Origin of the sequence: Pedobacter sp. 22163 (assembly GCF_052045595.1) — a bacterium.
Taxonomy (GTDB): domain Bacteria; phylum Bacteroidota; class Bacteroidia; order Sphingobacteriales; family Sphingobacteriaceae; genus Pedobacter.
Genome location: NZ_JBQEPM010000001.1, coordinates 790117 through 815769 on the forward strand (window position 1 = coordinate 790117; position 25653 = coordinate 815769).

At 37.2% G+C, this 25653-nt stretch carries 27 protein-coding genes; 12 read left to right on the top strand and 15 right to left on the bottom strand.

Features of this window, described 5'->3' with window-relative positions; translation table 11 throughout:
- The first annotated feature begins 173 nt into the window (after positions 1 to 173).
- The 3 genes from ACTJKN_RS03350 to ACTJKN_RS03360 all read left to right on the top strand — a co-directional run bounded on the left by ACTJKN_RS03350 (position 174) and on the right by ACTJKN_RS03360 (position 2838).
- Positions 174 to 500, top strand: a complete 327-nt coding sequence (locus ACTJKN_RS03350; protein WP_440822646.1) for an MGMT family protein — start codon at positions 174 to 176, stop codon at positions 498 to 500.
- Between the two features lie 278 nt (positions 501 to 778).
- Positions 779 to 2488, top strand: coding sequence for a lysine--tRNA ligase (gene lysS, locus ACTJKN_RS03355; RefSeq protein ID WP_440822648.1), 1710 nt, complete (start codon positions 779 to 781; stop codon positions 2486 to 2488).
- Positions 2489 to 2625: 137 nt separating this feature from the next.
- A complete protein-coding gene (locus ACTJKN_RS03360; protein WP_029275714.1) occupies positions 2626 to 2838 on the top strand; it encodes a hypothetical protein in 213 nt (70 codons plus the stop codon).
- Between the two features lie 79 nt (positions 2839 to 2917).
- Here the strand turns inward: ACTJKN_RS03360 and ACTJKN_RS03365 are convergent, their stop codons facing one another.
- Positions 2918 to 3472: a pyridoxamine 5'-phosphate oxidase family protein gene (locus ACTJKN_RS03365; protein ID WP_440822651.1), complete on the bottom strand. Its 555-nt coding sequence runs from the start codon at positions 3470 to 3472 to the stop codon at positions 2918 to 2920.
- Positions 3473 to 3638: 166 nt separating this feature from the next.
- Here ACTJKN_RS03365 and ACTJKN_RS03370 point away from each other — a divergent pair, with 166 nt between their 5' ends.
- Positions 3639 to 4136 carry a YdeI/OmpD-associated family protein gene (locus ACTJKN_RS03370; protein ID WP_440822653.1) on the top strand — a complete coding sequence of 166 codons (498 nt, stop codon included), beginning with the start codon at positions 3639 to 3641 and terminating at the stop codon, positions 4134 to 4136.
- Between the two features lie 103 nt (positions 4137 to 4239).
- On the opposite strand, the gene ACTJKN_RS03375 is transcribed toward ACTJKN_RS03370, so the two are convergent.
- Both ACTJKN_RS03375 and ACTJKN_RS03380 read right to left on the bottom strand, forming a co-directional pair.
- Complete coding sequence (locus ACTJKN_RS03375; protein WP_440822654.1) at positions 4240 to 6261, bottom strand: M3 family metallopeptidase; 2022 nt, start codon at positions 6259 to 6261, stop codon at positions 4240 to 4242.
- Positions 6262 to 6375: 114 nt separating this feature from the next.
- Complete coding sequence (locus tag ACTJKN_RS03380) at positions 6376 to 6915, bottom strand: DUF2892 domain-containing protein (RefSeq protein WP_440822656.1); 540 nt, start codon at positions 6913 to 6915, stop codon at positions 6376 to 6378.
- 115 nt (positions 6916 to 7030) lie between these two features.
- Between ACTJKN_RS03380 and ACTJKN_RS03385 the strand changes: the two genes are divergently transcribed.
- The 3 genes from ACTJKN_RS03385 (at position 7031) to ACTJKN_RS03395 (ending at position 9035) form a co-directional block, all read left to right on the top strand.
- The gene (locus ACTJKN_RS03385) at positions 7031 to 7549 is read left to right on the top strand and encodes a thioredoxin family protein (protein WP_440822658.1); all 519 of its coding nucleotides are present in this window, start codon (positions 7031 to 7033) and stop codon (positions 7547 to 7549) included.
- Between the two features lie 140 nt (positions 7550 to 7689).
- Complete coding sequence (gene ung / locus ACTJKN_RS03390) at positions 7690 to 8370, top strand: uracil-DNA glycosylase (RefSeq protein ID WP_440822660.1); 681 nt, start codon at positions 7690 to 7692, stop codon at positions 8368 to 8370.
- Positions 8370 to 9035 carry an alpha/beta fold hydrolase gene (locus ACTJKN_RS03395; protein WP_440822662.1) on the top strand — a complete coding sequence of 222 codons (666 nt, stop codon included), beginning with the start codon at positions 8370 to 8372 and terminating at the stop codon, positions 9033 to 9035. Before ung ends, ACTJKN_RS03395 begins: the two co-directional genes overlap by 1 nt.
- Positions 9036 to 9166: 131 nt before the next feature.
- On the opposite strand, the gene ACTJKN_RS03400 is transcribed toward ACTJKN_RS03395, so the two are convergent.
- Positions 9167 to 9637 carry an Lrp/AsnC family transcriptional regulator gene (locus ACTJKN_RS03400; protein WP_025142637.1) on the bottom strand — a complete coding sequence of 157 codons (471 nt, stop codon included), beginning with the start codon at positions 9635 to 9637 and terminating at the stop codon, positions 9167 to 9169.
- Between the two features lie 127 nt (positions 9638 to 9764).
- Here ACTJKN_RS03400 and ACTJKN_RS03405 point away from each other — a divergent pair, with 127 nt between their 5' ends.
- Positions 9765 to 10427, top strand: a complete 663-nt coding sequence (locus ACTJKN_RS03405) for a metal-dependent transcriptional regulator (protein ID WP_440822664.1) — start codon at positions 9765 to 9767, stop codon at positions 10425 to 10427.
- Positions 10414 to 12279, top strand: a complete 1866-nt coding sequence (locus ACTJKN_RS03410) for an Nramp family divalent metal transporter (protein WP_440822666.1) — start codon at positions 10414 to 10416, stop codon at positions 12277 to 12279. Before ACTJKN_RS03405 ends, ACTJKN_RS03410 begins: the two co-directional genes overlap by 14 nt.
- A gap of 125 nt (positions 12280 to 12404) precedes the next feature.
- Here ACTJKN_RS03410 and ACTJKN_RS03415 read toward each other — a convergent pair whose 3' ends face one another.
- On the bottom strand, positions 12405 to 12884 hold the full coding sequence (locus tag ACTJKN_RS03415; RefSeq protein WP_440822668.1) for a TlpA family protein disulfide reductase: 480 nt from the start codon (positions 12882 to 12884) through the stop codon (positions 12405 to 12407).
- Between the two features lie 606 nt (positions 12885 to 13490).
- Between ACTJKN_RS03415 and smpB the strand changes: the two genes are divergently transcribed.
- Positions 13491 to 13940: an SsrA-binding protein gene (smpB, locus tag ACTJKN_RS03420; protein ID WP_208745894.1), complete on the top strand. Its 450-nt coding sequence runs from the start codon at positions 13491 to 13493 to the stop codon at positions 13938 to 13940.
- Positions 13941 to 14137: 197 nt separating this feature from the next.
- Here smpB and ACTJKN_RS03425 read toward each other — a convergent pair whose 3' ends face one another.
- The 3 genes from ACTJKN_RS03425 to ACTJKN_RS03435 all read right to left on the bottom strand — a co-directional run bounded on the left by ACTJKN_RS03425 (position 14138) and on the right by ACTJKN_RS03435 (position 17900).
- On the bottom strand, positions 14138 to 14794 hold the full coding sequence (locus ACTJKN_RS03425; protein ID WP_029279871.1) for a protein-L-isoaspartate(D-aspartate) O-methyltransferase: 657 nt from the start codon (positions 14792 to 14794) through the stop codon (positions 14138 to 14140).
- Between the two features lie 239 nt (positions 14795 to 15033).
- Complete coding sequence (priA, locus tag ACTJKN_RS03430) at positions 15034 to 17514, bottom strand: replication restart helicase PriA (protein WP_440822670.1); 2481 nt, start codon at positions 17512 to 17514, stop codon at positions 15034 to 15036.
- Positions 17514 to 17900: a DUF423 domain-containing protein gene (locus tag ACTJKN_RS03435; RefSeq protein ID WP_029279875.1), complete on the bottom strand. Its 387-nt coding sequence runs from the start codon at positions 17898 to 17900 to the stop codon at positions 17514 to 17516. The genes priA and ACTJKN_RS03435 overlap by 1 nt, the downstream gene beginning before the upstream one ends.
- A 90-nt stretch (positions 17901 to 17990) precedes the next feature.
- Here ACTJKN_RS03435 and ACTJKN_RS03440 point away from each other — a divergent pair, with 90 nt between their 5' ends.
- The gene (locus ACTJKN_RS03440) at positions 17991 to 19559 is read left to right on the top strand and encodes a hypothetical protein (RefSeq protein WP_440822671.1); all 1569 of its coding nucleotides are present in this window, start codon (positions 17991 to 17993) and stop codon (positions 19557 to 19559) included.
- Positions 19560 to 19589: 30 nt separating this feature from the next.
- Entirely contained in the window at positions 19590 to 20996 is a 1407-nt protein-coding gene (locus tag ACTJKN_RS03445; protein WP_440822673.1) for a DUF5723 family protein, read from the top strand.
- A gap of 5 nt (positions 20997 to 21001) precedes the next feature.
- Here the strand turns inward: ACTJKN_RS03445 and tsaB are convergent, their stop codons facing one another.
- The 7 genes from tsaB to ACTJKN_RS03480 form a co-directional block, all read right to left on the bottom strand.
- Positions 21002 to 21697 carry a tRNA (adenosine(37)-N6)-threonylcarbamoyltransferase complex dimerization subunit type 1 TsaB gene (gene tsaB / locus ACTJKN_RS03450; protein WP_440822675.1) on the bottom strand — a complete coding sequence of 232 codons (696 nt, stop codon included), beginning with the start codon at positions 21695 to 21697 and terminating at the stop codon, positions 21002 to 21004.
- 308 nt (positions 21698 to 22005) lie between these two features.
- Positions 22006 to 22236 (bottom strand): membrane protein insertion efficiency factor YidD, encoded by a 231-nt coding sequence (gene yidD, locus ACTJKN_RS03455; RefSeq protein ID WP_440822677.1) that lies wholly within the window; start codon positions 22234 to 22236, stop codon positions 22006 to 22008.
- Positions 22220 to 22618, bottom strand: a complete 399-nt coding sequence (locus tag ACTJKN_RS03460) for a ribonuclease P protein component (protein WP_440822679.1) — start codon at positions 22616 to 22618, stop codon at positions 22220 to 22222. The genes yidD and ACTJKN_RS03460 overlap by 17 nt, the downstream gene beginning before the upstream one ends.
- Before the next feature lie 67 nt (positions 22619 to 22685).
- The gene (gene rpmH, locus ACTJKN_RS03465; protein ID WP_010601723.1) at positions 22686 to 22844 is read right to left on the bottom strand and encodes a 50S ribosomal protein L34; all 159 of its coding nucleotides are present in this window, start codon (positions 22842 to 22844) and stop codon (positions 22686 to 22688) included.
- 695 nt (positions 22845 to 23539) lie between these two features.
- Positions 23540 to 24274, bottom strand: a complete 735-nt coding sequence (locus ACTJKN_RS03470; protein WP_029280416.1) for a LytR/AlgR family response regulator transcription factor — start codon at positions 24272 to 24274, stop codon at positions 23540 to 23542.
- Entirely contained in the window at positions 24252 to 25313 is a 1062-nt protein-coding gene (locus ACTJKN_RS03475) for a sensor histidine kinase (RefSeq protein ID WP_440822682.1), read from the bottom strand. Before ACTJKN_RS03475 ends, ACTJKN_RS03470 begins: the two co-directional genes overlap by 23 nt.
- The gene (locus ACTJKN_RS03480) at positions 25303 to 25650 is read right to left on the bottom strand and encodes a DUF4288 domain-containing protein (protein WP_440822684.1); all 348 of its coding nucleotides are present in this window, start codon (positions 25648 to 25650) and stop codon (positions 25303 to 25305) included. The genes ACTJKN_RS03475 and ACTJKN_RS03480 overlap by 11 nt, the downstream gene beginning before the upstream one ends.
- Positions 25651 to 25653 lie beyond the last annotated feature (3 nt).

The following is a 25653-nucleotide window of genomic DNA, read 5'->3' on the forward strand; positions in this document are numbered from 1 at the left end:
TCATATCGCTGGAAAAATTTACCCGATGAATACTTAAAAATTTCAGGAGGGTTCTGACCATGGAGTAGCTATTAGACTAATTAAACCATTAAAAGGTCTTTAATAAAAAAATTCCCAATGACAAATTGTGAATCAGATATATTTAATAGCTTTAGGTATCATTTGCCAGAACGATGAAACACGATTTATTTTTTGAACAGGTTTGGGATTTAACCAGAGAAATACCCAAAGGCAAAGTGACTTCATACGGAGCAATTGCAAAAGCCATTGGCACGCCTAATTTATCGAGAATGGTTGCCAGAGCCATTGGTGCTTGTGGGGCAGCACAGCCTCCTGTTCCTTATTATAGAGTAATTAGTAGCAACGGCTTGCTCAGCGGCGACCCATCATCCACAGCTAAAAGACAGGAACTGCTCGAAAACGAAGGTCTAGAAATTAAAAACCTGAAAGTTCAAAACCTTAAAAAGGTATTCTGGGATCCGTTAATTGATATGGAATAAATACTGCTGTAAAGTTTCTGTTCATCCATTTTTTATCTCATTGGCTTTTAACATGCTAAAATGCGGTTTTATATCTAATAAAGCATTTAGTAATTACAATAGCTTTCTTATCTTTGCAACCATCTGTTTTAAGTGGATAGCTAATTGGTCCTAAAAATTGAATTTTTCCCTATATTAATTCAAAATTTAATCAGCTAATTATTCCTTTTTCATTAAAGCACCAAAATTTAACAATAACAAAAAATGCAAAAGCATTACTTTTGCAAAAAATACCTGAAATGAGTATAGGATTATCAGAACAAGAAGTATTACGACGTGAGTCGCTAAAGCAATTACGCGCATTAGGCATTGAGCCTTATCCTGCAGAAGCGTATGAAGTAAATGCATATGCAGCAGATATATTAGCTAATTATGAAGTAGATAAGACAGCATACAAGACCGTAGTATTAGCAGGTAGAATTATGAGCCGTAATATTATGGGCGCTGCCTCTTTTACGGAGTTACAGGATTCTACCGGCCGAATTCAGATCTACTTAAAGCGCGACGAACTTTGTCCTGGTGATGATAAAACCTTATATAACACAGTATTTAAAAAACTTTTAGATATCGGCGATTTCATTGGTGTTAAAGGATATGTTTTCACTACGCAAACAGGAGAAATTTCTGTACATGTTACTGAATTTAAGGTACTTTCTAAGTCACTACGTCCCCTACCAATCGTTAAACGCGATGATGAAGGTAATGTTTACGATGGATTTACCAATCCGGAATTGCGCTACCGCATGCGTTATGTAGATTTAACGGTAAATCCTGATTTTAAACAGATCTTTATCAAACGTAGCAAGGTGATTAACACCATGCGCAATTATTTTGATAACCAGGGTTGGATGGAAGTAGAAACGCCTATCTTGCAACCTATTCATGGTGGTGCTGCTGCACGTCCTTTTGCCACACACCACAATACCTTAGATATGCCGCTTTATTTGCGTATTGCAAATGAACTTTATTTAAAAAGATTAATCGTTGCAGGTTTTGATGGCGTATACGAATTCGGTAAAATGTTCCGTAATGAAGGGATGGACCGTACGCATAACCCCGAATTTACTTCGATGGAAATTTACGTTGCCTATAAAGACTATATCTGGATGATGGCAATGGTTGAAGAATGTTTAGAAAAAGTAGCTATTGCCACAACTGGTGCAAGTGTAGTTAAAGTTGGTACCAACGAAATTAATTTTGAAGGACCCTACGAAAAATTAACCATGTACGAGTCGATCCAAAAATATACCGGAATTGATGTTTCGGCAATGACAGAGGAAGAAATTGCACAGACTTGTAAAGATTTAGGCATCGAAATCGATGATACAATGGGTCGTGGTAAATTAATTGATGAAATTTTCGGAGCTAAAGTTGAAGCGAATTTAATCCAGCCAACCTATATTACCGACTATCCCATCGAAATGACACCGCTTGCCAAAAAGCACCGTACCGCAGAAGGGTTGGTAGAGCGTTTTGAGCTATTTGTTAATGGTAAAGAGATTGCGAATGCTTACTCAGAATTAAACGATCCTATTGACCAAAAAGAGCGTTTAGAAGATCAGTTAAAGTTAGCTGCCCGCGGAGATGATGAGGCTATGGCCATGGATGATGATTTCGTACGTGCATTAGAATATGGGATGCCACCTACTTCTGGTTTGGGCATTGGTATTGATCGTTTGGTGATGTTAATGACCAACCAAAGTACCATTCAGGAAGTTTTATTCTTCCCGCAGATGCGCCCGGAGAAAAAGAAAATAGAAATGACTCCAGAAGAAACAGAATTGTATTCATTGGTTTCAGAAGGCGAACAATACCTGTTAACTGAAGTAAAAGGGAAACTGGCCGATTGGAGTAATAAAAAATGGGATACAACCTTAAAAGCTTTAACAGGAAAAGGAATTTTAAAAGTTGCCAAAACAGACGACGGCTTATTCTTATCTCATAAATAATCAATCTGAGACCTCGAAAAAGGTAATTCTGGATTTGATTTTAACAAAAACATAACATAAACTTAAAAGGCTTGCTAACAATTGTTTAGCAAGCCTTTTCTATATTTACAGCAATCGATAATTAAAATCATTGCGATATGAATACGTCAAGTTTAGAAATCAACGAAAGAGAATACTGCATTAAATTAAGCAAAGATGCTTTTGATTTAACGCTGGTACGTCAGTTAATAAAAAGAATCCAGGCCGAAGCCTTATTCTTCTCGAGAGTACAGGCCGAAGAAGAAGATATCTTAAGCAAAAGGGCTCAAAGAGAAGAATTTGAAGGATTTGATTATTTAGGCGATAAATAATCAGTTTGCAGTTGGGAATTCTCAGTTGACAGTTAATTGCAACAATTAACCAGTTAACCGATTCCAGCAATTACCCTTTTTAATCTACCTCTAGAGTTCCTTCTACCGAATCATCCATTGTTTTTCCTGTAATTACCGACGCTGCCATCTTTAAAAATGCAACGGCAGTGCCGTGTTTGGTATCCCAATAGTATCCCTCCGAAGGGATAACCTTGATTAAGGTGATATCAGGATCGTCTTTCCCTCCCTGAAACCATGTTTTGATAAACGGGCTCCAAAGCTCATCAATTTTAGCCTGATCCCTGCTGATTTCAGAAATTCCATAAATATTTACAAAACCCGAGTGCGCTCCGGCCTGAAATAACAAATGAGTAAAAGGATCACTAGAAATCTCATCATTTTTATGACTGTCTCTAAGGCTCATAAACCATATATTTCCCTCCTCATCGACTTGCTGAATGGCCATTGGCCTTACCGACATGGGTACACCAGTTTTAATACTGGTACAGAAAAAACAGCTTTCGGCCTTTTCGGCTAAGCTCCTAAGTTTTTCGATAGCTTCTTTACCGCCCAAATCTTTAATATTATTTTCTTCCTGAGTATTGTTGGTACTTCCTTCTTGTGATGTTGCCATAGGTATAAGATTTTATATAAACTACAATGAAAAATAGCGTTTGGTTTTAATTTTTTGAGAAGAGTGGTTGGCGAATGGCGTTAAGTAGCGCGCATAGCGTATGATTTATTGACCAAAAATTATGGAGTTTTAATCAAAGCCAATATCTTTATTTAACAGAAAGCCAATGGACACAAAAAAACCGAAACCCTTTACTGCTGAAATCAAGATGATTGGCATCAATCCTTTTGTATTTGTACCGGAAGAAGCGTTAAATTATGTTTTCCATCAAGCTGGGAAAGACAAAGGTCAGCTTCCAATTACAATGAAAATTGATGGACATGAGTTTAAACAAACTTTGATAAAGTATGCAGGCGATTGGCGTTTGTACCTGAATACGCCTATGCGAAAAGCGTCAGGCAAAGATGTTGGAGATACCGCAAGCTTCGAACTTGAATTTGATACTGAAGAACGAATAATAAAGATAAATCCTAGTTTGGAGCAGGCTTTAGCAGAAAATAAACAAGCTAAGGATGTATTTGACGGCCTTGCGCCCCATTTACAGAAGGAAATTATACGTTATATTGCCAACCTTAAAACGGAAGAATCGGTAAACCGCAATGTAAAAAAGGCTATTCAGTTTCTTTTGGGTAAAGAAAGGTTTATCGGCAGAGATGGAATTTAATGGAAAATAGTACCATAACTGCAGCCCCGCCATTCTCAACCCATTGTTGATTATAATAGTACAAAGGCCAATTGGTAAATGTCCTTTGTACTATAATTTTGTTTTACAACAATCCGCGTTTTTTAAGCATTGGTTTAATATCAGGATTATGTCCCCTGAAATTAAAAAACATTTTGCCAAGATCCTCGGTATTTCCTTTGGACAGAATCATATCCCTAAAGCGCTGACCATTTGCCCTGGTTAGTCCTCCATTCTCCTGGAACCACGAAAAGGCATCATTTTCAAGCATAGAAGTCCAGCTATAAGCGTAATAACCAGCAGCGTAGCCATTACTCCAGATATGCAGAAAATAGCTGGAGCGGTAACGTGGCGGCACATACGATAAATTTAGATTGGTTTTCTTTAATGCCTCTGCTTCAAATTTGTCGACATCCTGTAATGGTGCACCTGGAGAAATTGTGTGCCACTGCATATCCAGATCGGCTGCTGCCAATGCTTCAGTAAAAATATAACCCTGGTTAAACGAACCCGCCTTTTTAATTTTATCTAATAAAGCCTGTGGCATCTGTGCTCCGGTTTGATAGTGAAGGGCATAATTCTTTAATATTTTCGGATCGGAAGCCCAATGTTCATTAAATTGTGAAGGAAATTCTACATAATCGCGTGCTACGTTCGCACCCGAAAGACTGGGATATTGCTGGTTGGCAAACAGACCATGTAAACCGTGTCCAAATTCATGGAACATGGTTGTAACATCATCAAAACTAATTAATGCTGGTTTTCCGGTTTCGGGTTTCGTAAAATTGCAGACATTGTAAATAACCGGTATCGTACTGAATAGCTTAGACTGGGGAACAAGGTTATCCATCCAGGCACCACCATCTTTATTATCGCGCTTATAGTAATCACAATAAAACAGACCTAGCTGCTTCCCGTCTTTATCTATCACATCAAAAACACGAACATCTTCCTGGTAAACCGGTAAATCTTTACGTTCTTTAAAAGTAATGCCGTAAAGCTGTGTAGCAGCATAAAACACACCATTAATGAGTACTTTATTTAACTCAAAATATGGCTTAACCTCGTTTTCATCTAAATCGAATTTTGCTTTGCGCACTTGTTCGGCATAATAGTCCCAATCCCAGGGGGCCAATTTAAACCCACCTTTTTGCTGATCGATTATGGCTTGTATATCAGCAGCTTCACTTTTTGCCTTCGCGGTAGCAGCTGGAATAACTTTACTAAAAAAATCTTCTACTGCTTCGGGCGTTTTAGCCATCTGATTTTGCAATTTCCAAGCCGCATAATTTTTAAAGCCAAGCAATGCAGCCTGAGCAGAACGGATCTGCGCAATTCTTGAAATTATTTTACGTGTATCGTTTGCATCGCCTTTTTCAGCCCTGTTCCATGATTTGTTAAAAAGTTCTTCTCGCTTGGTGCGATCGGCTATTGATTGCAATTCAGGCTGTTGGGTAGTATTTTTTAAACCTTTACCTGCTGCCTGTAACTGTGCGGTAAACTTTGCGCTCAAGGTAGCTTCTTCTTTATTCAATTCTTTAAGCTTGTCTTTATCAGCATCAGATAGCTTTGCTCCTGCCAGTTCAAATTTTTGGTAATAATACTCCAGTAAGCGCAACGATTCGGCATCCAGTTTCAGCTGATCCTTCTGTTTGTAAAGAGCTTCTACCCGGTTAAAAAGTTTGGTATTTAAATAAATGGCATCAGTGTTCGCGGTTAATTTTGGAGCTTCCTCTTCTTTAACCTTTTGCAATTCGGGATTGGTATTGGCACCTGTAAGTAGATTAAAAACCATACTTGTACGGTTCAGCAGTTGTCCGCTTTTTTCGATGGCCAGAATGGTATTTTCAAAGCCAGGTGCATCAGTCTGATCAGCAATTTTTTGGATTTCGTTTATCTGCTGCTTCATTCCTTCTTCCAGTGCAGGTTTAAAATCGCCATTTTTAATTTTGTCGAAGGCAGGCGCCTGAAAGGCAAGTTCGCTTGCTTCAAAAAAAGGATTAGCTGATGAAAAGCTTTCATTGCTTTCTTCAGCATCTTTTTTGCTATTGCAAGCACCTAGAATGGCTAAGAAGGCCAGCATGGGTAAATAAGATACTTTTTTCATGAATATTAAAAGTTAGTTATCCATAAAAATAGTTATTTATACAGTGTAATTTTCAACAAACAAAATTGAGCTGAAACAAAAAAGCCATTCCGGTTAAGAAATGGCTTTAAAATTTTATCTGTAACGAACTTGCTGCTGCTTGTCCATCATGCCCATCTGATCTTTCATTTGTTTAATCTGATCGGCCAATAATTTATTTTTATCTGCTTTTTTCGCTTCGGCTAGATACATGGTGGCTTCGCGTTTATTACGCTTAGCCATTGCAATACCTGCTAAACTTAATTTTGCTAAAGCAATGTTATGATCCATTTGCATGCCTAATGCAAGCGATTTTTTGAAATACTTCTCACTTTGCATCGGTGCTGTTCTGCTTTCAATTAACCCGATCAATAAATTATAATAACCATGTTGAACTTTAATCAACTGCGTTTCGTAATTGGTAATCCGATCTAAAAACATTTTTGCTTTAGGCATGTTATCTTTTCTAAGAAACCATTGTGCTAAAAGCATGTTCTCGTTAAAGAAATAAGTTACAAGTACAATTATTCCCAGTAAAACGGCAACAATGCCCCAAGGCCAAAAGCCGAAAATAAATAAAGCTACTGCGCCACCCAGTAAAGCAAACCCCGCAATTAATCTGATAATATTTGGCATAAATTTTATTCTAATTATTTTTTTTTGCAAATATCGTGTTTAAATGGCAGAAATTAGATTTTAAAACAATAATTTCATTAAAAATTTAAAAGCTTACAAAAATCGTCTCTTAAATATGAAAATCCTATTATCCATCACCCTAATCGTACTTGCAATGAATGTTTCTGCACAAGAAGTTAATAAAAAAATCCACGATCAAGTCCACAATAAAGATATTCTGATTAACGCCTGTACGCGTGAAGGAATTACTGCTTTTCCAGAGTTTAAAGAAATGTACGATCCACTTTACGCGGCATATGTACCGGATGCAGCAACCATGATCGAACTAAAAAAACTGATTAAAAACGAAAAAATAAAAATTGTTCTAGGCACCTGGTGCGGTGATAGCAAAGCAAACGTACCAAACTTCTTTAAAATTTTAGATGCCTTGCACTTTAAAGGGAAAAACGTAGAAATTATTGCAGTAGACGGAAATAAAAAGGCTGAAAACGGCATTCTAGAAGGCCTGGATATTGTAAGGGTACCAACTTTTATTGTTCTTGATAAAAAAGGGAAAGAACTGGGACGGATTATAGAGGGACCAAAAACAACACTGGAGGGTGATTTACTGGCAATATATAAGAAGAAATCTTAAACTTTTTGAGAAGATTTTGGTTCATATTCTGATAGTTGATGGTTAATAGCCTACTGGCCAAAGAACGCCCAAACTATTAAACTATAAGTTATCAAACCATTGACAAGAACAAATTTCATTTTACATTTTACATAAAAAACATGTCTGCAGCATTAGAACCAGGTTGGTTAGCCGTTTTAGAGGAAGAATTTGAAAAAGACTACATGAAAAGCCTTAAGTTTTTTTTACAGGAGGAGAAAAACAAAGGAGCCACGGTTTACCCAAAAGGTACTGATATTTTCAACGCATTAAATACCACACCATTTAACCAGGTAAAGGTTGTGATTTTAGGTCAAGACCCCTATCATGGTGCTGGCCAGGCGCATGGGCTTTCCTTTTCCGTACAACGCGGTGTAGCCGTTCCGCCATCGTTAAAAAACATTTACAAAGAGCTGGAAACTGATATTGAAGGTTTTAAAGCGCCGAATCATGGGCACTTAACACATTGGGCAGAACAAGGCGTATTGTTGTTAAATGCAACTTTAACCGTTCGTGCTTCGGAAGCAGGCTCGCATCAAAACCGTGGCTGGGAAATTTTCACTGATGAAATTATTAAGGCTTTATCTCAAAAACGCGAACATATCGTATTTCTTTTGTGGGGTAAATACGCGCAACAAAAAGCGGCTTTAATCGATCAGAAAAAACATTATGTACTTACAGCGGCCCATCCGTCACCATTTTCTGCCTACAATGGCTTTTTTGGATCGAAACATTTCTCTAAAGCAAACCAGCTCTTGGTACAGAACAACTTAAGCCCTATCGACTGGAATTTACCAGCCTAATGAATACTTACTTTATTAGTGGTTTAGGTGCCGATAAAAGGATTTTTTCTAAGCTGAAGCTTAATGAAAATATCAAGATGATCCATATAGATTGGATTAGTCCGAATAAAAAAGAATCATTAGCTTCTTATGCCGAACGATTAAGTAAGGTGATTGACTTAAGCCAACCATTTGCTTTGGTTGGCGTTTCTTTTGGCGGGATGATTGCAGTAGAAATGGCCAAATTACTAAGGCCTGCAACAACGATTATCATTTCGAGCACCATATTAAGTACTCATCTGCCAGCATTATATCGTTTCGCAGGCAGGCTAGGTCTACTAAAATTTATCCCCGCTAAGTTTTTAAAATCATCGAACAAGCTCACTCAAAATTATTATTTCGGTACGCGTTCCAATAGTGAGAAAACTTTGTTGAGCAAAATTATAAAAGATACAGACCCTTATTTTTTGAAATGGGCAATAGGGAGTATTTTAAGCTGGAAAAATGAGAACAGACCAGAACGGCTTTATCACATCCATGGTACCAATGATAAAATTTTATATTCAAAAACGGCACAACCCGATTTTGTGATTGAAAACGGAACGCACTTTATGGTTTATCAAAATGCAGAGGAAATTTCGGAAATTATTGATGGAATAATATTCGATAATCGCACGTCATGCTGAATTCATTTCAACATCTTTATTGATATGAAAGACCCTGAAATAAATTCAGGGTGACGACCGTACAATTTCCCACAAAAGATTGCCACATTCCGATGACGATCATGCTTAAAAGCCCCTTTAGGGGTACGGGGTTAATACTCCAGCGGCACAATCGGTTCTTTTTTCGTGGTCGACATGATCATCATCGTTTGAAAAGTTTTAACCACAGAAATCTTACTGATTTTATCCATAATTAAACGCTCGTACGCTTTAATGTCTTTCACATAAACCTTTAACAAAAAATCGGCCTGACCCGTAACATGGTGACACTCAGTGATTTCCTTGATTTGATTTACTTCATCCAAAAAGATCTGAATGGTGTTATTTTTATGAAAATCGAGTTGAATCTGAATAAAGGTTTTTATACCTAAACCCAGCTTTTCTTCATCTACCAATGCATGATAACTTTTAATATATCCTGCCATTTCAAGTTTGCGTACACGCTCTAAAGTTGGTGCAGGTGATAAACCAATTTCTTGGGATAAAAGCAAGTTGGTAATTCTTCCGTTCTCTTGAAGAATTCTTAAAATTTTGAAGTCAATTTTATCTAATTCAGATGCCATATGGTATTAAAGGTATTTGAGAATACAAACATAACCAAATTATATTCTAAATTTTAACATAATTTATCATATATATTTTAAATAATAATTTTTAGATTTACCTAAAAATAAAATTAGATAAACATAAATGCAAAGTTACACGGAAGAGAACTATCTAAAGACTATTTATCATCTGGCAGAGAAAACAACAAACGTTCAAACCAATGCCATTGCAGAGCAAATGCAAACCAAACCGGCATCTGTGACCGACATGATTAAGAAATTAGCTGAGAAGGGCTTAATTGATTATATTAAATATCAAGGCGTTACTTTAACTGAAACAGGAAAAAATACAGCAATAGATATTGTACGTAAACATCGCTTATGGGAAGTTTTTTTGGTCGATAAATTAAACTTTAAATGGGATGAGGTGCATGATGTGGCTGAAGAGTTGGAACATATTAAATCAATTGAGCTGATTGAAAGGCTAGACGAGTTTTTAGGCTTTCCGAAAGCCGACCCTCATGGCGATCCCATTCCCGATAAAAACGGAAGGTTTGCCAAAACCCAGTTTATAAAGTTAATCGAACTAAAAATAGGCGACGGGGGCACCATTACTGGTGTTACCCAGCATAGCTCGGCATTTTTAAAACATTTAGAAAAATTAGGCTTAACGCTGGGCAAACAAATCCGGATCAGTGATGTTACCGATTTCGACGGCTCGGTAGAAATCGTGTTATCCGATAAACAAGTTAATATTAGTAGAGAAGTTGCAAAACATATTTTAATCAGCAGTAATGGCAAAAACTGAATCGTTAAGTGAAGTACATCAAAGTGTAAATACAGATAAAAGAAAAGGCTGGAGGAGAATTTTAGCTTTCATTGGTCCTGCTTATTTAATTAGTGTTGGCTACATGGATCCGGGTAACTGGGCAACCGATTTAGCAGGTGGTAGTAAATTCGGCTACCAATTAATCTGGGTTTTACTAATGTCGAACCTCATTGCGTTACTCTTACAATCGTTAAGTGCCCGTTTGGGGATTGTGAGAGGACTGGATTTAGCACAGGCATCTAAACAAGCTTATCCGCGCTGGGCCAATATTCCATTATTTGGCTTAGCACAAACCGCAATTATAGCCTGCGATTTAGCTGAAATTATCGGAATGGCCATTGGTTTGCAGCTTCTTTTTGGATTGCCATTAATCTGGGGTATTTCAATTACCATTTTCGATACCATTTTACTACTCTTTTTACTCAACAAAGGCATGCGGGCCATGGAAGGCTTTATCGTTTCGATGGTTTTTATTGTCGGCATTTCCTTTCTGGTTGAAATGTTTATTGTAGAACCCTCACTTAAAGAGGTAGCCAAAGGTTTTGAGCCCTCTATACTAAATGGCGATGCACTTTATATTGCCATCGGGATTATTGGTGCCACGGTAATGCCACATAACCTGTATCTACATTCATCTTTAGTGCAAACCAGGAAGATTGAGCGTAGTAATAAAGGAATTAAGGAGGCCTTAAAATTTAACCTCATTGATACAACGGTTGCATTAAACCTTGCTTTTTTTGTTAATGCCGCCATACTGATTCTTGCAGCAGCTGCCTTTTATAAAAATGGATTGCACGAGGTGGCTGAAATTCAGGATGCACATAAACTACTGTCGAACATTTTTGGCAATGTTGCCCCAACCCTATTTGCTATAGCGCTAATCGCCGCCGGGCAAAGCTCTACTGTTACCGGAACTTTAGCAGGACAGATTATTATGGAAGGCCACATTAACTTAAGGATTCAACCTTGGTTACGACGTATGATTACACGTCTTTTGGCTATTATTCCTGCATTTTTCACTATATTACACTATGGCGAAGATGCACTTGGTGGCTTGTTGGTATTGAGTCAGGTGGTGTTAAGTTTGCAATTGGGTTTTGCCATTATTCCATTAATTCATTTTACATCAGATAAAAAACTGATGAAAGATTTTGCAATTAAACCCTGGGTTAAGGTATTGGCATGGGCAAGTGCGCTAGCTATTATCGCATTAAATGTGAAACTGGTAATTGAAGAAATAAGTGGCTGGGCAAAAGAGGCTAACAACTGGTGGATTTATGTAATTGTAATACCGGCATTAATACTAATCGTTTTACTCCTGCTTTATGTTTTCTTCCACCCGTTATTAGAAAATAAAAGGAATGCCTCAAAACAGCTTGTACCCCATGGAAATGCTTTGGATATTGGAAAAATAGAAAAAATCAGTTATAAGCGGATTGGAATTGCCGTAGATTTCTCTAAAAACGATCGAAACACCATCCGGCATGCTTTAATTCAGGGCGGTAAAGAGGCACACTATTACCTTATCCATATCGTAGAAACTGCTGCAGCCCGCTATCATGGTAATGATGTAATGGACCATGAAACGCAGAGCGATGCTGCTAACCTGGAGAAGTACAGGGCTAACCTCGAAGATCTTGGATATGATTCTACGCCTTTTATTGGTTTTGGAAGTACTGGTAAAGCCATAGCCGATATCAGCAACAAAAATGAGATGGAGCTATTGGTAATGGGTGCGCATGGTCATAAAGGCTTAAAAGACCTTATTTTCGGCACCACAGTTGATTCTGTAAGGCATAAGGTAAAGATTCCGGTTTTGATTATCCGGTAAAAGCTTTGAACCTGTCGTTCAGCTTATAACTTATTCATTGTTACAATATAATTAACCACAAATAAAAGGATGAACACAGCTATCAAAATCCGTGTTTATCGGTGTAATCTGTGGCTAAAATAAGATTATTTACCTACTACCGTCATTAGCTTTTTTACGCCACCATCTCCCGATTGGTACATCAGCAATTTACCAGTTGAAGAATATAAGTACATTGATGGGTATTGTTTTGGCAAAAAGGTTGGGATAAACATGCGTTTTTTATCCTGCAATACCAGTACGTTGGGCTTGGTGTTTAAACCCTTGGCGTAAGAATTGAAAAACTGCGGAATGATATACCCTTCATCCATGGTAATCATATAAATATTAACATCTTTAAACTTGGCGTAATTGGTATTCAGGTTTTTACTTTCCCTCTGGCAATGCTCACAGGTACAATCAAATAAGATAAAAAGGTTCTTTTTTCCTTGTTTAATATCATTATTTGAAAATGGCTTTCCATCCAGTTTGTAAAAGGTGAATTGTGGCAATAAAGTAGGTTGCTGTGCTTCTACCTGAAAAGTAACGGTTAACAATAAGATTAAAAGTAGGTTCCTGAATTTCATTTTTGAGATTTAAAGTCCAAACTTAAACGAATAAATACGAACATAATAATATATCCTTAGCTTTTACAAACAGATGAACATTTTTTATCCAAGAGAAGTCAAGTTTAAATATGCACATTGCCAAGAAACTTGATTTCTCTCTAATCCAAGCATTATAATTAGAAAATGAAAGTCAGTTTTTCATGGCAGCTACAGTCCCGCCATCCGCTTTATTCCGATGAAGGATCGGAATGTTCACTCCTGTCGGGTTTAGAGAACAAAGGGCTGTTGTAAAGCATGGCCTTCCTTATTTGTCGGTGGAATGAAGGGCCTGTTTTCTTGCACAGACCCACCTTAAATAAACCTGATTGACGCGGAAACCAAAAGCTTTTTCTGCTTTTGTTGGAGCAAAAGCAGAACTGAGGCTGCCAAAAGAACTGTCCGTGCATTTTCAAATATCAAAGAAGTCAAGTTTTATAGTGATTTTGCTATTCAAACTTGACTTCTTTAATCTGTACTATTAAAAATTAAAACTAAATTATCACACCAATTTTTAGGATATTTGCAATCCGGCATTTATATTTTATATACTTGTGGGCATTACAATAACATTACTTTATTACAATTTTGAAAAACGACATCAACATAAAGAATAAAAGAGCTTATTTCGACTACAATCTTTTAGATAAATACGTAGCAGGGATTGCGCTTTTAGGAACTGAAATAAAAGCAATCAGACAGGGTAAAGCTAATATGACCGATGCATTTTGCATGTTTATTGGCGGTAACCTGTACGTGCGCAACCTTCATGTTTCAGAATATTCACACAGCTCTTTCTATCATCACGACATTAAACGCGACCGTGCCTTATTACTGCAGAAGAAAGAAATTAGAAAATTAAAGCTTAAAGGCGAAGAAAAAGGTTATACCATCGTTCCATTACGCATTTTCATCAATGAAAGAGGTTTCGCTAAAATAGAAATTGCACTGGCTCAAGGTAAAAAAGAATTCGACAAACGCGACAGTATTAAAGATAGAGATACCAAACGTGAGCTGGATAGAGCGATGAAAAGATAGGTTAGTTTGGAGTTATTTTTCGTGGTGTCAGATATTCCTATCTGACACTAAATCTATTTTTGGGCTTTATTCACCTAATAGCCGATCTTTTCTTAATATACTTATTAGTCAGATGGTAACATCTGACTGCACATTTATTGGCAGTTAATGGTTATCAGTCCGGACTGAAAACTATTAACTGCTAGCTGAGAACTAAACTACCACGCTTGGTCGCCAACCAATGGCACAAACCTAAAGGTATCCAACACAATTTTTTCGTAGTCGGTTTCGCTTACGCGGATAACAGTAACCATTTTCTGGGTTTTCTCATCACCTACAGGAATGACTAGAATGCCGCCTATTTTTAATTGTTTTAATAATATCTCCGGAACTAAAGGAGCACCTGCTGTAACGATTATTTTGTCGTACGGCGCGTGGGCAGCAATTCCTTTCGAGCCATCACCACAGTAAAAAGTAGGCCGGTAGCCCATTCCGGGTAAAACCTGAATGGTTCTATTGTAGATATTCTCTTGTCTTTCGATGGTAAAAACATTTGCGCCCAGTTCCATTAAAATACAGGTTTGATAGCCTGAACCCGTTCCGATTTCGAGTACCTTATCTCCTTTTTTAATGTGTAGCAGTTCACTTTGGTAAGCAACCGTATAAGGCTGGGATATAGTTTGCCCATCACCTATTGGAAAAGCAATATCTTTGTAGGCTTGGTTCCAAAAAGTTTCATCAAAAAAGAAATGACGTGGGACTTTACCTATGGCTGTTAACACATTTTCATCTTCAATTCCGCGAGATTTTAACAACTCAACCAGTTTTTTTCTCGCTCCACGTTCCCGGTAATTATCAACAAATTTATACGCCATGAGCTTCAAAATTAGCTTTTTTTAACGGGGGATACAATGATTAAATGAGAGAATGATTGAATTAGTGAATGATTACCTGAGTTAGAGAATGATACATTATCCACATGAAAGAAGGATTGAATGAGCGAATTATTGAATGAGAGATTTATTGAATGAGAGATTGAGAGAATCTTAGAATGAACAAAACCATTCAATCATTCAAAATTCATTCATTCAATAATTCAATAATTCACTCATTCCTAATACGGATCTACATCTATTTGTGTAAAAACGCCTTTAAATTCTTTGGTAGCATTAAATTGAGTCAGGGTTTCTCTTAATGCATCTTTAACTTTTTGAATGGCAGTATGCTTATCTGCTTTGATAATAATCTGTTTGATATAAAGATTGCGAACACGACTTACCAGAGGTTGCTCTGGACCTAAAACGCGTTTACCAAATTTTCCTTTAAGGATATTGGCCAGTGTGAATGCCGCATGGTCTAGTACATGAGAATCTTTATGTTTTACATACAAGAATATCATCCTGGAAAAAGGCGGATACAAAAATTTCTCCCGTTCTACAATTTCGTCGTTGTACATCCCTTCATAATCGTTGTTGACTACCTGCCTTATAATTCGGTTTTCGGCATCGTAAGTCTGAATGCAGACATTCCCTTGATCGGCCCTTCTACCTGCCCTGCCTGCAACCTGTGCCAACAACTGGAAACTCCTTTCGTAAGCCCGGAAATCAGGATAACCTAAAAGTGTATCAGCATTAATTACCCCAATGAGGTTCAGGTTATCGAAGTCCAACCCTTTAGCCACCATTTGTGTGCCGATTAAAATATCGGTTTTCTTTTCTTGAAAGTCGTTTAAGATCTGCTGGAGCCCATTTTTTGTCCTTGTACTATCCATGTCCAACCGGGCTATGGTAACTTCCGGGTAAAGTAACCTGAGTTCTTCTTCAATACGCTCGGTACCAAATCCTTTTTGCTCCACATGCACAGAACCACAGGCCGGACAGATATTTACGCTACTTTGTTGATAGCCACAATAATGGCAATGTAATTTGCCACTGCTTTTATGATAGGTTAAACTTACATCGCAATTTACACATTTTGGGGTATAACCGCAGGTTGCACAGATCAAAATAGTAGCATACCCTCTTCTGTTCTGAAATAACACAATCTGTTCCTTTTTAGAAAGCGCCAGATCGATATCTTTAATCAATACACTCGAAAAATACGAGCTCATTGTTTTTTTCTTCGTTTCTTCCGAAATACTTACCACTTGCTGATTGGGAAGCTGAACACCACCGAAACGCTCTTTCATCTCTACAAGTCCATATTTGCCTTGTAATGCATTATAATAACTCTCAAGTGATGGTGTGGCTGAGCCTAAAACCACTTTGGCCTGATGCAGATAACCTAAATAAATGGCCGCATCTCTTGCCTGGTAACGCGGTGCAGGATCATATTGTTTGTACGATGGTTCGTGCTCCTCATCAACAACAATTAATTTCAAATCCTGAAATGGAAGAAAAACGGCTGAGCGAGCACCAAGAATCACTTTGTAAGCGCCTGTCCGCACTTTATTCCAGATTTCTACCCTTTCGCTATTGTTGAATTTAGAATGGTACACTCCGATTGAATTTCCAAAATAACGCTTAATCCGTTCTACAATCTGTGTCGTTAAGGCAATTTCGGGCAGCAAGAACAATACCTGACCATCTGTATTTTGAATGATTTTTTCAATCAGCTTGATATAAACCTGTGTTTTCCCCGATGCGGTCACACCATGTAACAAAACCACTTCCTTCTCTTCAAAATATTGATTAATCTGGCCTAGTGCTTTCTGCTGCCCTTCGTTCAGTTCGAAATTCACACTAAATTCTTCATCGTGAGCGGCCAAACGACTAACCGGCCTTTTCATTACCACAAAAATATCTTTGTCGGTTAAAGCTTTTAGTGCTGCTGGCCCACAATTACTTTCTTCCAAAAGCTGTTCTTTTGAGATCGGCAGATTTGATTTTTGTAATTTCAGGTAAGCCAATAAAGCGTCTAATTGTTTAGGCGCCCTATCCAAAACATTAAAAAGTTGCTTCAGATTTTCTTCATCGCCATAAAAATCATTTAATATGATGAACGATTTAAGCAAAGGTTTATATTTCTGTACCACCTCCTCAGCTACCAGAATCAATTCTTTATCGAGCAAATGATTGATGATCGGATATACGGTTTTCTGTCCAAGGAGCTTGGAAACATCATTAACAGTAAGTTTCTGTTGCTGTTTCAGTGCATTGATAATGATTTCTTCCTTATCGGTAAGTTCGGTATCTTCATTGTAATCTTCGCGAAGAATCAAGATTGTTTCGCTGGCCAGTTTTAAACTTGCAGGCAAAGCAGCCGCCATTACATCACCTTCATTACACATGTAATAATTGGTCATCCATGTCCAGAATTTAAGTTGCATGGGTGTAATTACAGGCTCGGTATCTACTACATCGATAATATATTTTGCTTCATAAACGGTTGGTGGTACAGTGCTGATGCCACTGATTAAAGCGGTATAAATTTTATGCTTTCCAAATTGAACAACCACACGTTTTCCAACGGCAACCTGATCGTTTAAATCGAAAGGTACCCGATAAGTATAGTTTTTCGCCAAAGATAATGGCAAAATAACTTCAACAAAAAGTGTTTCTCTTTCTGCAAAAATATCGTTTTCGAAAGTATTCATTATTTATCTTTAAATGCCGCAAAAAAGAGCATTATCCATCCCAATACAAATAAAAGTCCACCAATTGGCGTTATTGGACCAATAAATTCAGTAAATCCTAAGTGTGATATGCTTCGGGTAGCCAATAAATATAACGACCCTGAAAAAAGGATGATTCCAAATGTGAAGCAGAAATAAGCGATATTAATGAGCTTGTTTCTATAACGTGCAAAGGTAGAAAGGTACAATAGTGCAAATGTATGATAGAACTGATAATCAACACCTTTTTGCCAAATTTCTAATGATGGTCCATCAATTAGGGCCTTTAGGCCATGAGCGCCAAATGCACCCAGCAAAACAGCAACAGCACCAAAAAAAGAAGCAGTAAGGATTATTCGTTTATTCATAGTTATTTGCTAGTAGCAATCGCTAAATTAATAAATTGACAAAGAACTTCTCACTAATCAATGTAATAAATTAAATTTGTTGCACAGCAGATGAAAAAAATCGTAATTCTAATAAGTGCATTATTTTTGGGTGTAGCCTTTATGGCCTACGTCTATTTTTCGAAATTGGGAATTGATAATGATGCGAAAGACCTGGCACTGCAATCGGCAACCAATAATGCCGCATTGGTATTTTCTTTCCAGAACGACAAGGGTTTTTACGACATCATTGAAGGGCAACAGCTTATCCAACAGGCTTTAGGAAAGGATAAAATGAACCTGTTAAAACAACTAAAAACAAGTATCATCGACGATAACCTGCTAAATAAATACCTGAAAGATCAGCAAGTTTATATTAGTGTATTGCCCGACTCGAACAAAACCCTGAACTTCTTAATCACCGTACAGATACAACGCGACAATGACATCAAAAAATTCTACGAACAGTTAAAATTAAAAAAAGCAATTAGCGAAAATGCTAAAGACCTGTACACAGTGAAGCTTAATGACAGCTTATCGGTTTATTTAGGCGTTCATGACCAGGTATTAACAGCTTCAACATCGCTCAAACTGATCAATGATGCGAATGTACGTTTAACAGAAAATCCCTTTACCGAATACATTAAGGAGAATAACCGTCAAATTAAAAATGTGCTCACCCATGTTTATATCAATTTTAACCAGGCGCCCTTACTGCTCAAAAATATTATTGCAGGTAACATTAATGGAGAAATTTCAATTTTCAATAAACAGAACAGTTTTGCCGTACTTAATTATAATTTTAGCAGAGAAAAAATCCTTTTCAGCGGCAATACAGAGTTAAAAGATCAGTATAACTACCTTAAGCTATTCGAAAATACCGCTGCACAAAATACATCTATCCAAAATATACTGCCTGATAATACAGCAAACTATGCACTTTACGCTTATGATGAGTACGACAAATGGCTCAAAAAGTTGAATAGCTGGCAGGAACAAACAAAAATACTTCCCAATACCAATGCGGTAATAAAAAAGGTAAAAGACGAATACAGAACAGATTTAAATTCGATATTCACCGCTTATACGAAAAATCAATTTATTCTTTTTCAGTTAAGCACTAGTGAAAAACTAGGTGCAATTTCATTATCAAATGGTGAAAAAGTAAAACAGTTGTTGCTTGATGTAAGTGCAGATTACAATGAAGACATTAAACTCTTTAAATCATCTGATATCCTTTATAGTTACTTTGGCGAACCATTTAAAAAATTTGGCAGGCCATATTATACCGTTGTAGATAATAATTTGGTTGTGGCCAATAATGCGAGTACAGTTCAATCATTTTTAAATGATTATAAGCATAACAGGCTCTTAATACAGACCCCGCAATATTTAGATGCAGTAAACCAGATTTCAACTACTTCGAATGTGAGTTATTACATCAACACCAAAAATTCGGCAGATATTTTCAGAAACAATATTCAGCTTCCGTTTTATAAACATTTGAGGGCCGATAGCGGTTTAAAAAGTTTCGATACTTTTTATTACCAGATGAGTGCAGACAAAAACAAGTTTATCACTAACTTGCTTTTAAACAAATATTTAAAGCCAGAAATACCAGATTCGTTAAGTAACCGTTAATAAGGAAACAAGCCCAGAAAACTATTTTACATGAAGAAACTTTTACTTGCGTTACTGGTATTAGCCAGCTTCGGGGTTGCAAATGCGCAACAATATGCACTTTTTGGCACCAAAACAATGTTTGATGCCTTCGAAAACCCATCTCAAAAATCTTTCACCTTAGATTCATCACGAAAATTCTCTTCTAATTTCTTCCTGCCCTATTTTGGAACAAATGCCATTAACAAAGGAAGCTCTAAGTTTGCGATAAGAAAATTAACACAGGAAGGTGTTTTTGATACAAGAAGTTTACCGGTTGGTATTGGAGAAGTAAACCATTTTTTCGAAAACAGCAATATTTATGTAGCTGCATTCAGGCTTTTCAAATCTTATAAGTATCAAAAAGAAATGGGGTTCTCTTGGCAGATCAGGTCTGATGCGCATATCGATTACACGAATGAAAGCCTTGCTATTTTCGATTCTTTTGAAAGATTTAACAAAGGACAGCAATATACCGGAATATTCGATTCTAAAGGGTATGAGCAAAGTTACCATCAGTTTAGCTTTACCTACAGGGAAAACTGGAACAAAAGACTTGCTTTTGGGCTAAAAGCCAGTTTATTGAGCGGGATATTATACAACAAACTCGATATAGCTGATTCTTATTTATACATAGATCCAGGTGCTTCTGCATTATTGATCGGACTGAATGGTACCTACTCGAGCAATTTCTCGGATTTTGACGAGGTAAACAAGAAAAACTTCTTTCCCAACTTTAAAAATCCTGGTTTATCATTAAGTTTTGGAACGAATTACACCACTAAAAAAGGACTGTTTTTAATGGCTAACATTAAAGATTTAGGTTTTATTTGGTGGCGGAGCAACACACAGCGCACCACAATAGATCAATCTAAGGTGATTGAAAATCTAGAGGATCAATCTAATACCAACCAGGAAATAAAGGACATTTTTCTGCTTTCGGAGCAGAGTAAAAAGTTTTTGGCACCTACAAATGCCAAACTGGATGTTTATCTATCTAAACGCTTTGGATTTTACAAACCAGGATTAGCCGTTTCGAAAAACCTGTTTTACAAAGGTGGAGATATTGCTTTTGTAAATACTTTTATTGCTAACGATTTTTCTGGTAGTGTTACCCCATTGTATAACTTAAATGGTGTTTTTATGGTTGGTTTACAAGGGAAATACCAGACTCCAAATTTCGAGTTGTTTATGGGTACCGATAATTTAGTGGCTACCAGCTTCCAAACTTATGGACTAATTAAAAATGATGCTACTGTAGGCAGTGGCCCAAATGGCGCTTCTTTTTATATGGGTGTGGGCATTAAATTCGGCAACGTGGTTAACCATCCGCAGTTTGCCGATGTAATACCTGGCATAAATGATAATGAAGGCGGGAGTTTCTTTAAAAATTTGTTTTCGATCTTTAAAAGAAAATAAACAGCTTAACCCTGTGCTTGTTGTTTTTTGGATTGCGTAACGACAAAATCTTTCAGGTAAAAAGGTTCGAAATAGGCTACATCTTCAAATTTACTGTTGCTGAAAGCTTTGTTAACCAACCGCGACATGTATGTTGCAGCATTGAAATTGGCCTCATCAAATTTTGCATTTTGGTGTGTTAAAACTTCAGCACACTTGGCTGCCCCATCGCCTAAAAAAGTAACAGTTTGCTGTGCAAGATAATCAGTGAAACTTGTTTCATCAATAATTTTTGCTTCAGTTGCCGTGATTACATTTAGAGAACGATCGAAAATTGAGGTATACACTTCCATTCGGCGGGCATCGATCATTGGACAGATTAAACCAGAATAATCAGGATTTTCCATTAAGAAACCTGCAGCCATCATCTCCAGCGTTTCAATGGCGATTAATGGCTTATCTAGTGCATAACAGAGTCCTTTTGCCGTAGAAACACCAATTCGAAGCCCTGTGTAAGACCCTGGGCCTTTACTTACCGCAACAGCATCCAATTCCCGGTAACTTACGCCTGCCGTTTTAAGCACCTCATCAATAAACAGGGTTAAATTAGCAGCATGCAGGTTTTGTCCTTTTTCTTCTCTAAATGAAATCGTTTCGCCGTTGATAGATAGCGCTACAGAACAAATTGATGTTGCCGTTTCTATTTGAAGTATTTTAGCCATTGCACAAAGATAAGTAAAATGAAAGAGAAGATAAGTTTGGAGTTGAGCGTTTGGCGTTTGGAGTCAATTAACCGATTTAAGCAATTAACCGTTTAACCAGTTTGGAGTTTGGAGTCAATAACCGATTTAAGCAATTACTGGCGCAATTATCCCTCGTGGCGTGTCATCCTGAGCGTTGTCGAAGTATCTTTACTCGAATTTTTGGTTTCAATTAACCAACTTAACAATCTAGAAGATTGCTTCGGCTCGCTCAACCTCTGCATCGCAATGACGAATGTAGCTATGAACAACTGAACTAATAAACTCTCCTACGGAACAGGATCGTGACCATGTTTGCCCCATGGATGACAACGGCCAATACGTTTCAGCGCCATCCAACCACCTTTAAAGGGTCCATACTTTTTAATGGCTTCTATCCCATACTGCGAGCAAGTTGGCGTAAACCTGCAATTTGCACCCAGCATTGGCGAAATGGCATATTGATACACCTTGATTAAACCTAAAAAAAACCATCCGAAAATTTTATTGATGAATTTCATTAGGCTGGATTAAATTTTGAAAGCGTTTAAAAGTAGCAATCAGTTTTTTCTCTATAAAGGCAAAATCATATTTTTCTTTACCTACGAACTGAATAGAAATCAAAAGCAATCCCCTATCGGTAGGTAAAGGCATGTATAATTTATCTTGTTTATTAAGGCGATAAGCTTCGCGTATGCGGCGCTTGAGCAGGTTGCGATCTACTGCCCGTTTATATCTTTTTTTAGGAACATTGATTACCACTTGTGCTTGCACATCAGCTGGTTGATCGACAAAAAGATAAGAAATCCGGAAGGGGTATAATAAAAAAGAAGAACCGTTTTTAAACAACAGGTCTAAATATTTCCTGCTGCATAACCGTTCTTCTTTCCTGAATGTGTACATATATTTTTGATTGATAACTGCAGATTTTGATCTGCCGATCCCGAATTAACGGAAAAGCAATCAAAAATTATGCTTTATGCTTGCGTTCGTCAGAAACCGTTAATCTTTTTCTTCCTTTAGCACGACGTGATGCTAATACTCGTCTGCCGTTAGCTGTTGCCATTCTTTCGCGGAAGCCGTGTTTGTTTCTTCTCTTTCTTTGCGAAGGTTGGTATGTTCTTTTCATGACTGTATATTATCTATTGTAAAATTAAGAGGTGCAAATATAAAGCGATTTCTCTACAAATGCAAGAGTGATTAATTATTATTTTTTCTATTTGATGCAAATGTAATAATTCTTTTGAAAAAGATGCCCTATGGGTATTTAAAATATGTGCCTGTATGTTTTATTGTTTCACCAAACGTCCTACAGAACGAAATATAAATATTTTTTTTCCACCCATAATCTATCCGTTGCAATGTTATTAAGTTAAGATGAACAAAAAACATTGTCATCCTGAGGGTTAATTTATTGTATAAAAATCAATATAAATGACAGGAGAATTTAAGAGATTAAATCCCCTCCAAGTGTCGTCATTGCGAGAAGGCTTTTTCAGCCGACGAAGCAATCTTACAACGATCGCTACTAGCGTGCGCATTAAGATTATTCATTTTTGCAGTTGTTTTTTAAAGGCATTCATGAACTCGCTTCGTTCGGTTGTCTTCGTGCCTCGCAATGACGACCTTTCTAGGGAGGTCTGTCAATAGTAGCGTAGTCGAAGGGCAAAAAGATTGTAACGGAGCAGGCTAACAATAATTTTAGCACTCAATTGCTTTCCAAAAAAGCTAATGACTACTTAGTGAACGAACATCTTTCTTGCAATGAAGCCCCTGATCCCGAAGTTTCGGGACAGGGTGACGCCAATTATAAAACATTACTTTTTACAAACCCAACGCGGCCTTCAATTTTACGTAACCTGTTTTACTTACCGGCAGCCAGATATCAGATTTTAACAGCACCACATAACTATCTTTCTCTTTTAGCTCTATTTTGGTTACCTGGGCCAGGTTAATGATGTAAGACCTATGGATACGGATAAACTGGCTCACATCGAGCGTTTGTTCGAAATAAGCCATGGTTTTGTTCTTATAGAAAGCACCATCAACGGTACTTAATTTCACATAATCATCATCAGCCTCTAAATAGTTGATATCGGCAACAGGAATAATTTTAATTACACCATCTTTTTTAACCACTACCCTATTGTTTTGTGCCGGACTTAAAGCTGCAGCATCCAAAACAGCCTCCGTATTTTCGGTTTGGTTTAATTTGTTCGGCAGTTTTTTAATGGCTGCATCAAAGCGCGATTTATCGATGGGTTTAAGCAAATAATCTACTGCATTAACCTCAAAAGCTTTAATGGCATATTCATCAAAAGCTGTAGTAAAAATTACTGCAGGTTTATCTTCAACCAGTTCGAGCATTTCGAAACCGCTTATTTTAGGCATTTGGATATCCAGAAAAATTAAATCAGGCTTATGCAGGGTAATGGCTTTTAAACCTTCGAACCCATCACCACATTCTGCTACAATCTCTATTTCTGCATGATCCGAAAGGTAATATTTTACAATATCTCTTGCTAAAGGTTCATCATCAATTAGTATTGTTCTGATCATTTTTTTGTGGAATTTTTAGGGTGGTAATATATAAATTATTTGCCTCAATATCGGTTTGCAACAGATGGGTATTTGCAAATAAAAGATATAATCTGCGCTTAATGGCACTTAAACCAAATCCTGTTCCTCCGGCAGCCTTCATTTCCGGATCAAAAGGATTTTGTACCCGGAGCTGTAAAATATTATACTCAACGGTAACATCTATCTTGATGGTAATGCCTGCCGAGGTATTATAAAGTCCGAATTTAATAGCATTCTCTACAATAGGCTGCAATAAAGTGCCTGGCAAACAAAGGTTTAAAGTATCTTCAGCCACATTAACCTCGATATTTAACCTGTGGCTAAACCTCACCTTCTCAATATCAAGATACAATTGGATATACTCCATTTCTTCTTCGACCGAAACCCACAATTCGTCATCACGTTTTAGGGTTCCACGAAGAAAAGAAGCTAATTTCATAATCATTACGCCTGCCTCTTTCGGATTAACCATGGTAAGTGCAAATACCGAGTTTAAGCTATTGAAAAGAAAATGTGGCTGTAATTGGTGCCTTAACTTATTTAACTCGGCCTCTTTGGCTAAACTTTTAGCTGCCGATAGTCTTTCGTGTGTTTCTGATTGTTCTTCTAATCTATACCATAAAATGTTTGCTAAAGCACACCAGGCCAAACACATAAAAGAAATTAAACCTCTGAAGGCAAAAGAGAAATTGTAAAAATCCTTATACTCTTTATAATCTGAAAAAATATAAAGCACTACATATTTTGATGCAAAAATAATCACAAAAGTAAGCGCAAGCGTGATAATAAGTACGTACAGTATCCGCTCATTTTTTGGCTGGTAATACCCAAGCATGTTACTGATACCAATGCAGGCCAAAGCCAATAAAAAATTATTGGTTAAGCTATCGGTTATTGATATCCACCAGGAAAAATTAACTACATAATGTAATCCTGCACCACACAACACCGTCCATACTATTGCAATGGTAAGCGATATTTTCTGTATTTGCGGAACGGATAAAGGTCTAGTTGTCAAAATGGTTTTGATTAGTTAATGATTTATTGCGGTGCGCTAGCTTTTCCAGGTATTGCGCAACCGATTTTGGCTCAACAATCCTGGAACTTACTTCTACACCATCAGCAAGTTCTTCCACTGCCGATATCCCACCTACACCTAAAAACTTCCATACTACTTTATCGCCGTTACAATTATTAAAAGAAGGGTTAAAGTGTACAGCATTCAATTTAGCTTTGTCTAAAGCCTGCGCAATCCCATCTGCCTGGATTAAACGCGTTTGTTCATTAAACTGGGGCGTGTGTCTTCCCTCACCACAAATTACCTGATAGATACAATTTACTGCAAACCATTTCATAGG

Coding starts and splice junctions, on each gene's coding strand:
- ACTJKN_RS03445 (WP_440822673.1), top strand. CDS start 19,590: ATGAAGAAACTTTTACTTGCGTTACTGGTATTAGCCAGCTTCGGGGTT.
- lysS (WP_440822648.1), top strand. CDS start 779: ATGAGTATAGGATTATCAGAACAAGAAGTATTACGACGTGAGTCGCTA.
- ACTJKN_RS03425 (WP_029279871.1), bottom strand. CDS start 14,794: ATGGCGTATAAATTTGTTGATAATTACCGGGAACGTGGAGCGAGAAAA.
- ACTJKN_RS03405 (WP_440822664.1), top strand. CDS start 9,765: ATGCAAAGTTACACGGAAGAGAACTATCTAAAGACTATTTATCATCTG.
- ACTJKN_RS03360 (WP_029275714.1), top strand. CDS start 2,626: ATGAATACGTCAAGTTTAGAAATCAACGAAAGAGAATACTGCATTAAA.
- ACTJKN_RS03435 (WP_029279875.1), bottom strand. CDS start 17,900: ATGAATAAACGAATAATCCTTACTGCTTCTTTTTTTGGTGCTGTTGCT.
- ACTJKN_RS03410 (WP_440822666.1), top strand. CDS start 10,414: ATGGCAAAAACTGAATCGTTAAGTGAAGTACATCAAAGTGTAAATACA.
- ACTJKN_RS03415 (WP_440822668.1), bottom strand. CDS start 12,884: ATGAAATTCAGGAACCTACTTTTAATCTTATTGTTAACCGTTACTTTT.
- ACTJKN_RS03375 (WP_440822654.1), bottom strand. CDS start 6,261: ATGAAAAAAGTATCTTATTTACCCATGCTGGCCTTCTTAGCCATTCTA.
- ung (WP_440822660.1), top strand. CDS start 7,690: ATGTCTGCAGCATTAGAACCAGGTTGGTTAGCCGTTTTAGAGGAAGAA.
- ACTJKN_RS03365 (WP_440822651.1), bottom strand. CDS start 3,472: ATGGCAACATCACAAGAAGGAAGTACCAACAATACTCAGGAAGAAAAT.
- ACTJKN_RS03400 (WP_025142637.1), bottom strand. CDS start 9,637: ATGGCATCTGAATTAGATAAAATTGACTTCAAAATTTTAAGAATTCTT.
- ACTJKN_RS03385 (WP_440822658.1), top strand. CDS start 7,031: ATGAAAATCCTATTATCCATCACCCTAATCGTACTTGCAATGAATGTT.
- ACTJKN_RS03380 (WP_440822656.1), bottom strand. CDS start 6,915: ATGCCAAATATTATCAGATTAATTGCGGGGTTTGCTTTACTGGGTGGC.
- ACTJKN_RS03395 (WP_440822662.1), top strand. CDS start 8,370: ATGAATACTTACTTTATTAGTGGTTTAGGTGCCGATAAAAGGATTTTT.
- ACTJKN_RS03460 (WP_440822679.1), bottom strand. CDS start 22,618: ATGTACACATTCAGGAAAGAAGAACGGTTATGCAGCAGGAAATATTTA.
- yidD (WP_440822677.1), bottom strand. CDS start 22,236: ATGAAATTCATCAATAAAATTTTCGGATGGTTTTTTTTAGGTTTAATC.
- ACTJKN_RS03370 (WP_440822653.1), top strand. CDS start 3,639: ATGGACACAAAAAAACCGAAACCCTTTACTGCTGAAATCAAGATGATT.
- ACTJKN_RS03350 (WP_440822646.1), top strand. CDS start 174: ATGAAACACGATTTATTTTTTGAACAGGTTTGGGATTTAACCAGAGAA.
- tsaB (WP_440822675.1), bottom strand. CDS start 21,697: ATGGCTAAAATACTTCAAATAGAAACGGCAACATCAATTTGTTCTGTA.
- rpmH (WP_010601723.1), bottom strand. CDS start 22,844: ATGAAAAGAACATACCAACCTTCGCAAAGAAAGAGAAGAAACAAACAC.
- ACTJKN_RS03470 (WP_029280416.1), bottom strand. CDS start 24,274: ATGATCAGAACAATACTAATTGATGATGAACCTTTAGCAAGAGATATT.
- ACTJKN_RS03480 (WP_440822684.1), bottom strand. CDS start 25,650: ATGAAATGGTTTGCAGTAAATTGTATCTATCAGGTAATTTGTGGTGAG.
- priA (WP_440822670.1), bottom strand. CDS start 17,514: ATGAATACTTTCGAAAACGATATTTTTGCAGAAAGAGAAACACTTTTT.
- ACTJKN_RS03440 (WP_440822671.1), top strand. CDS start 17,991: ATGAAAAAAATCGTAATTCTAATAAGTGCATTATTTTTGGGTGTAGCC.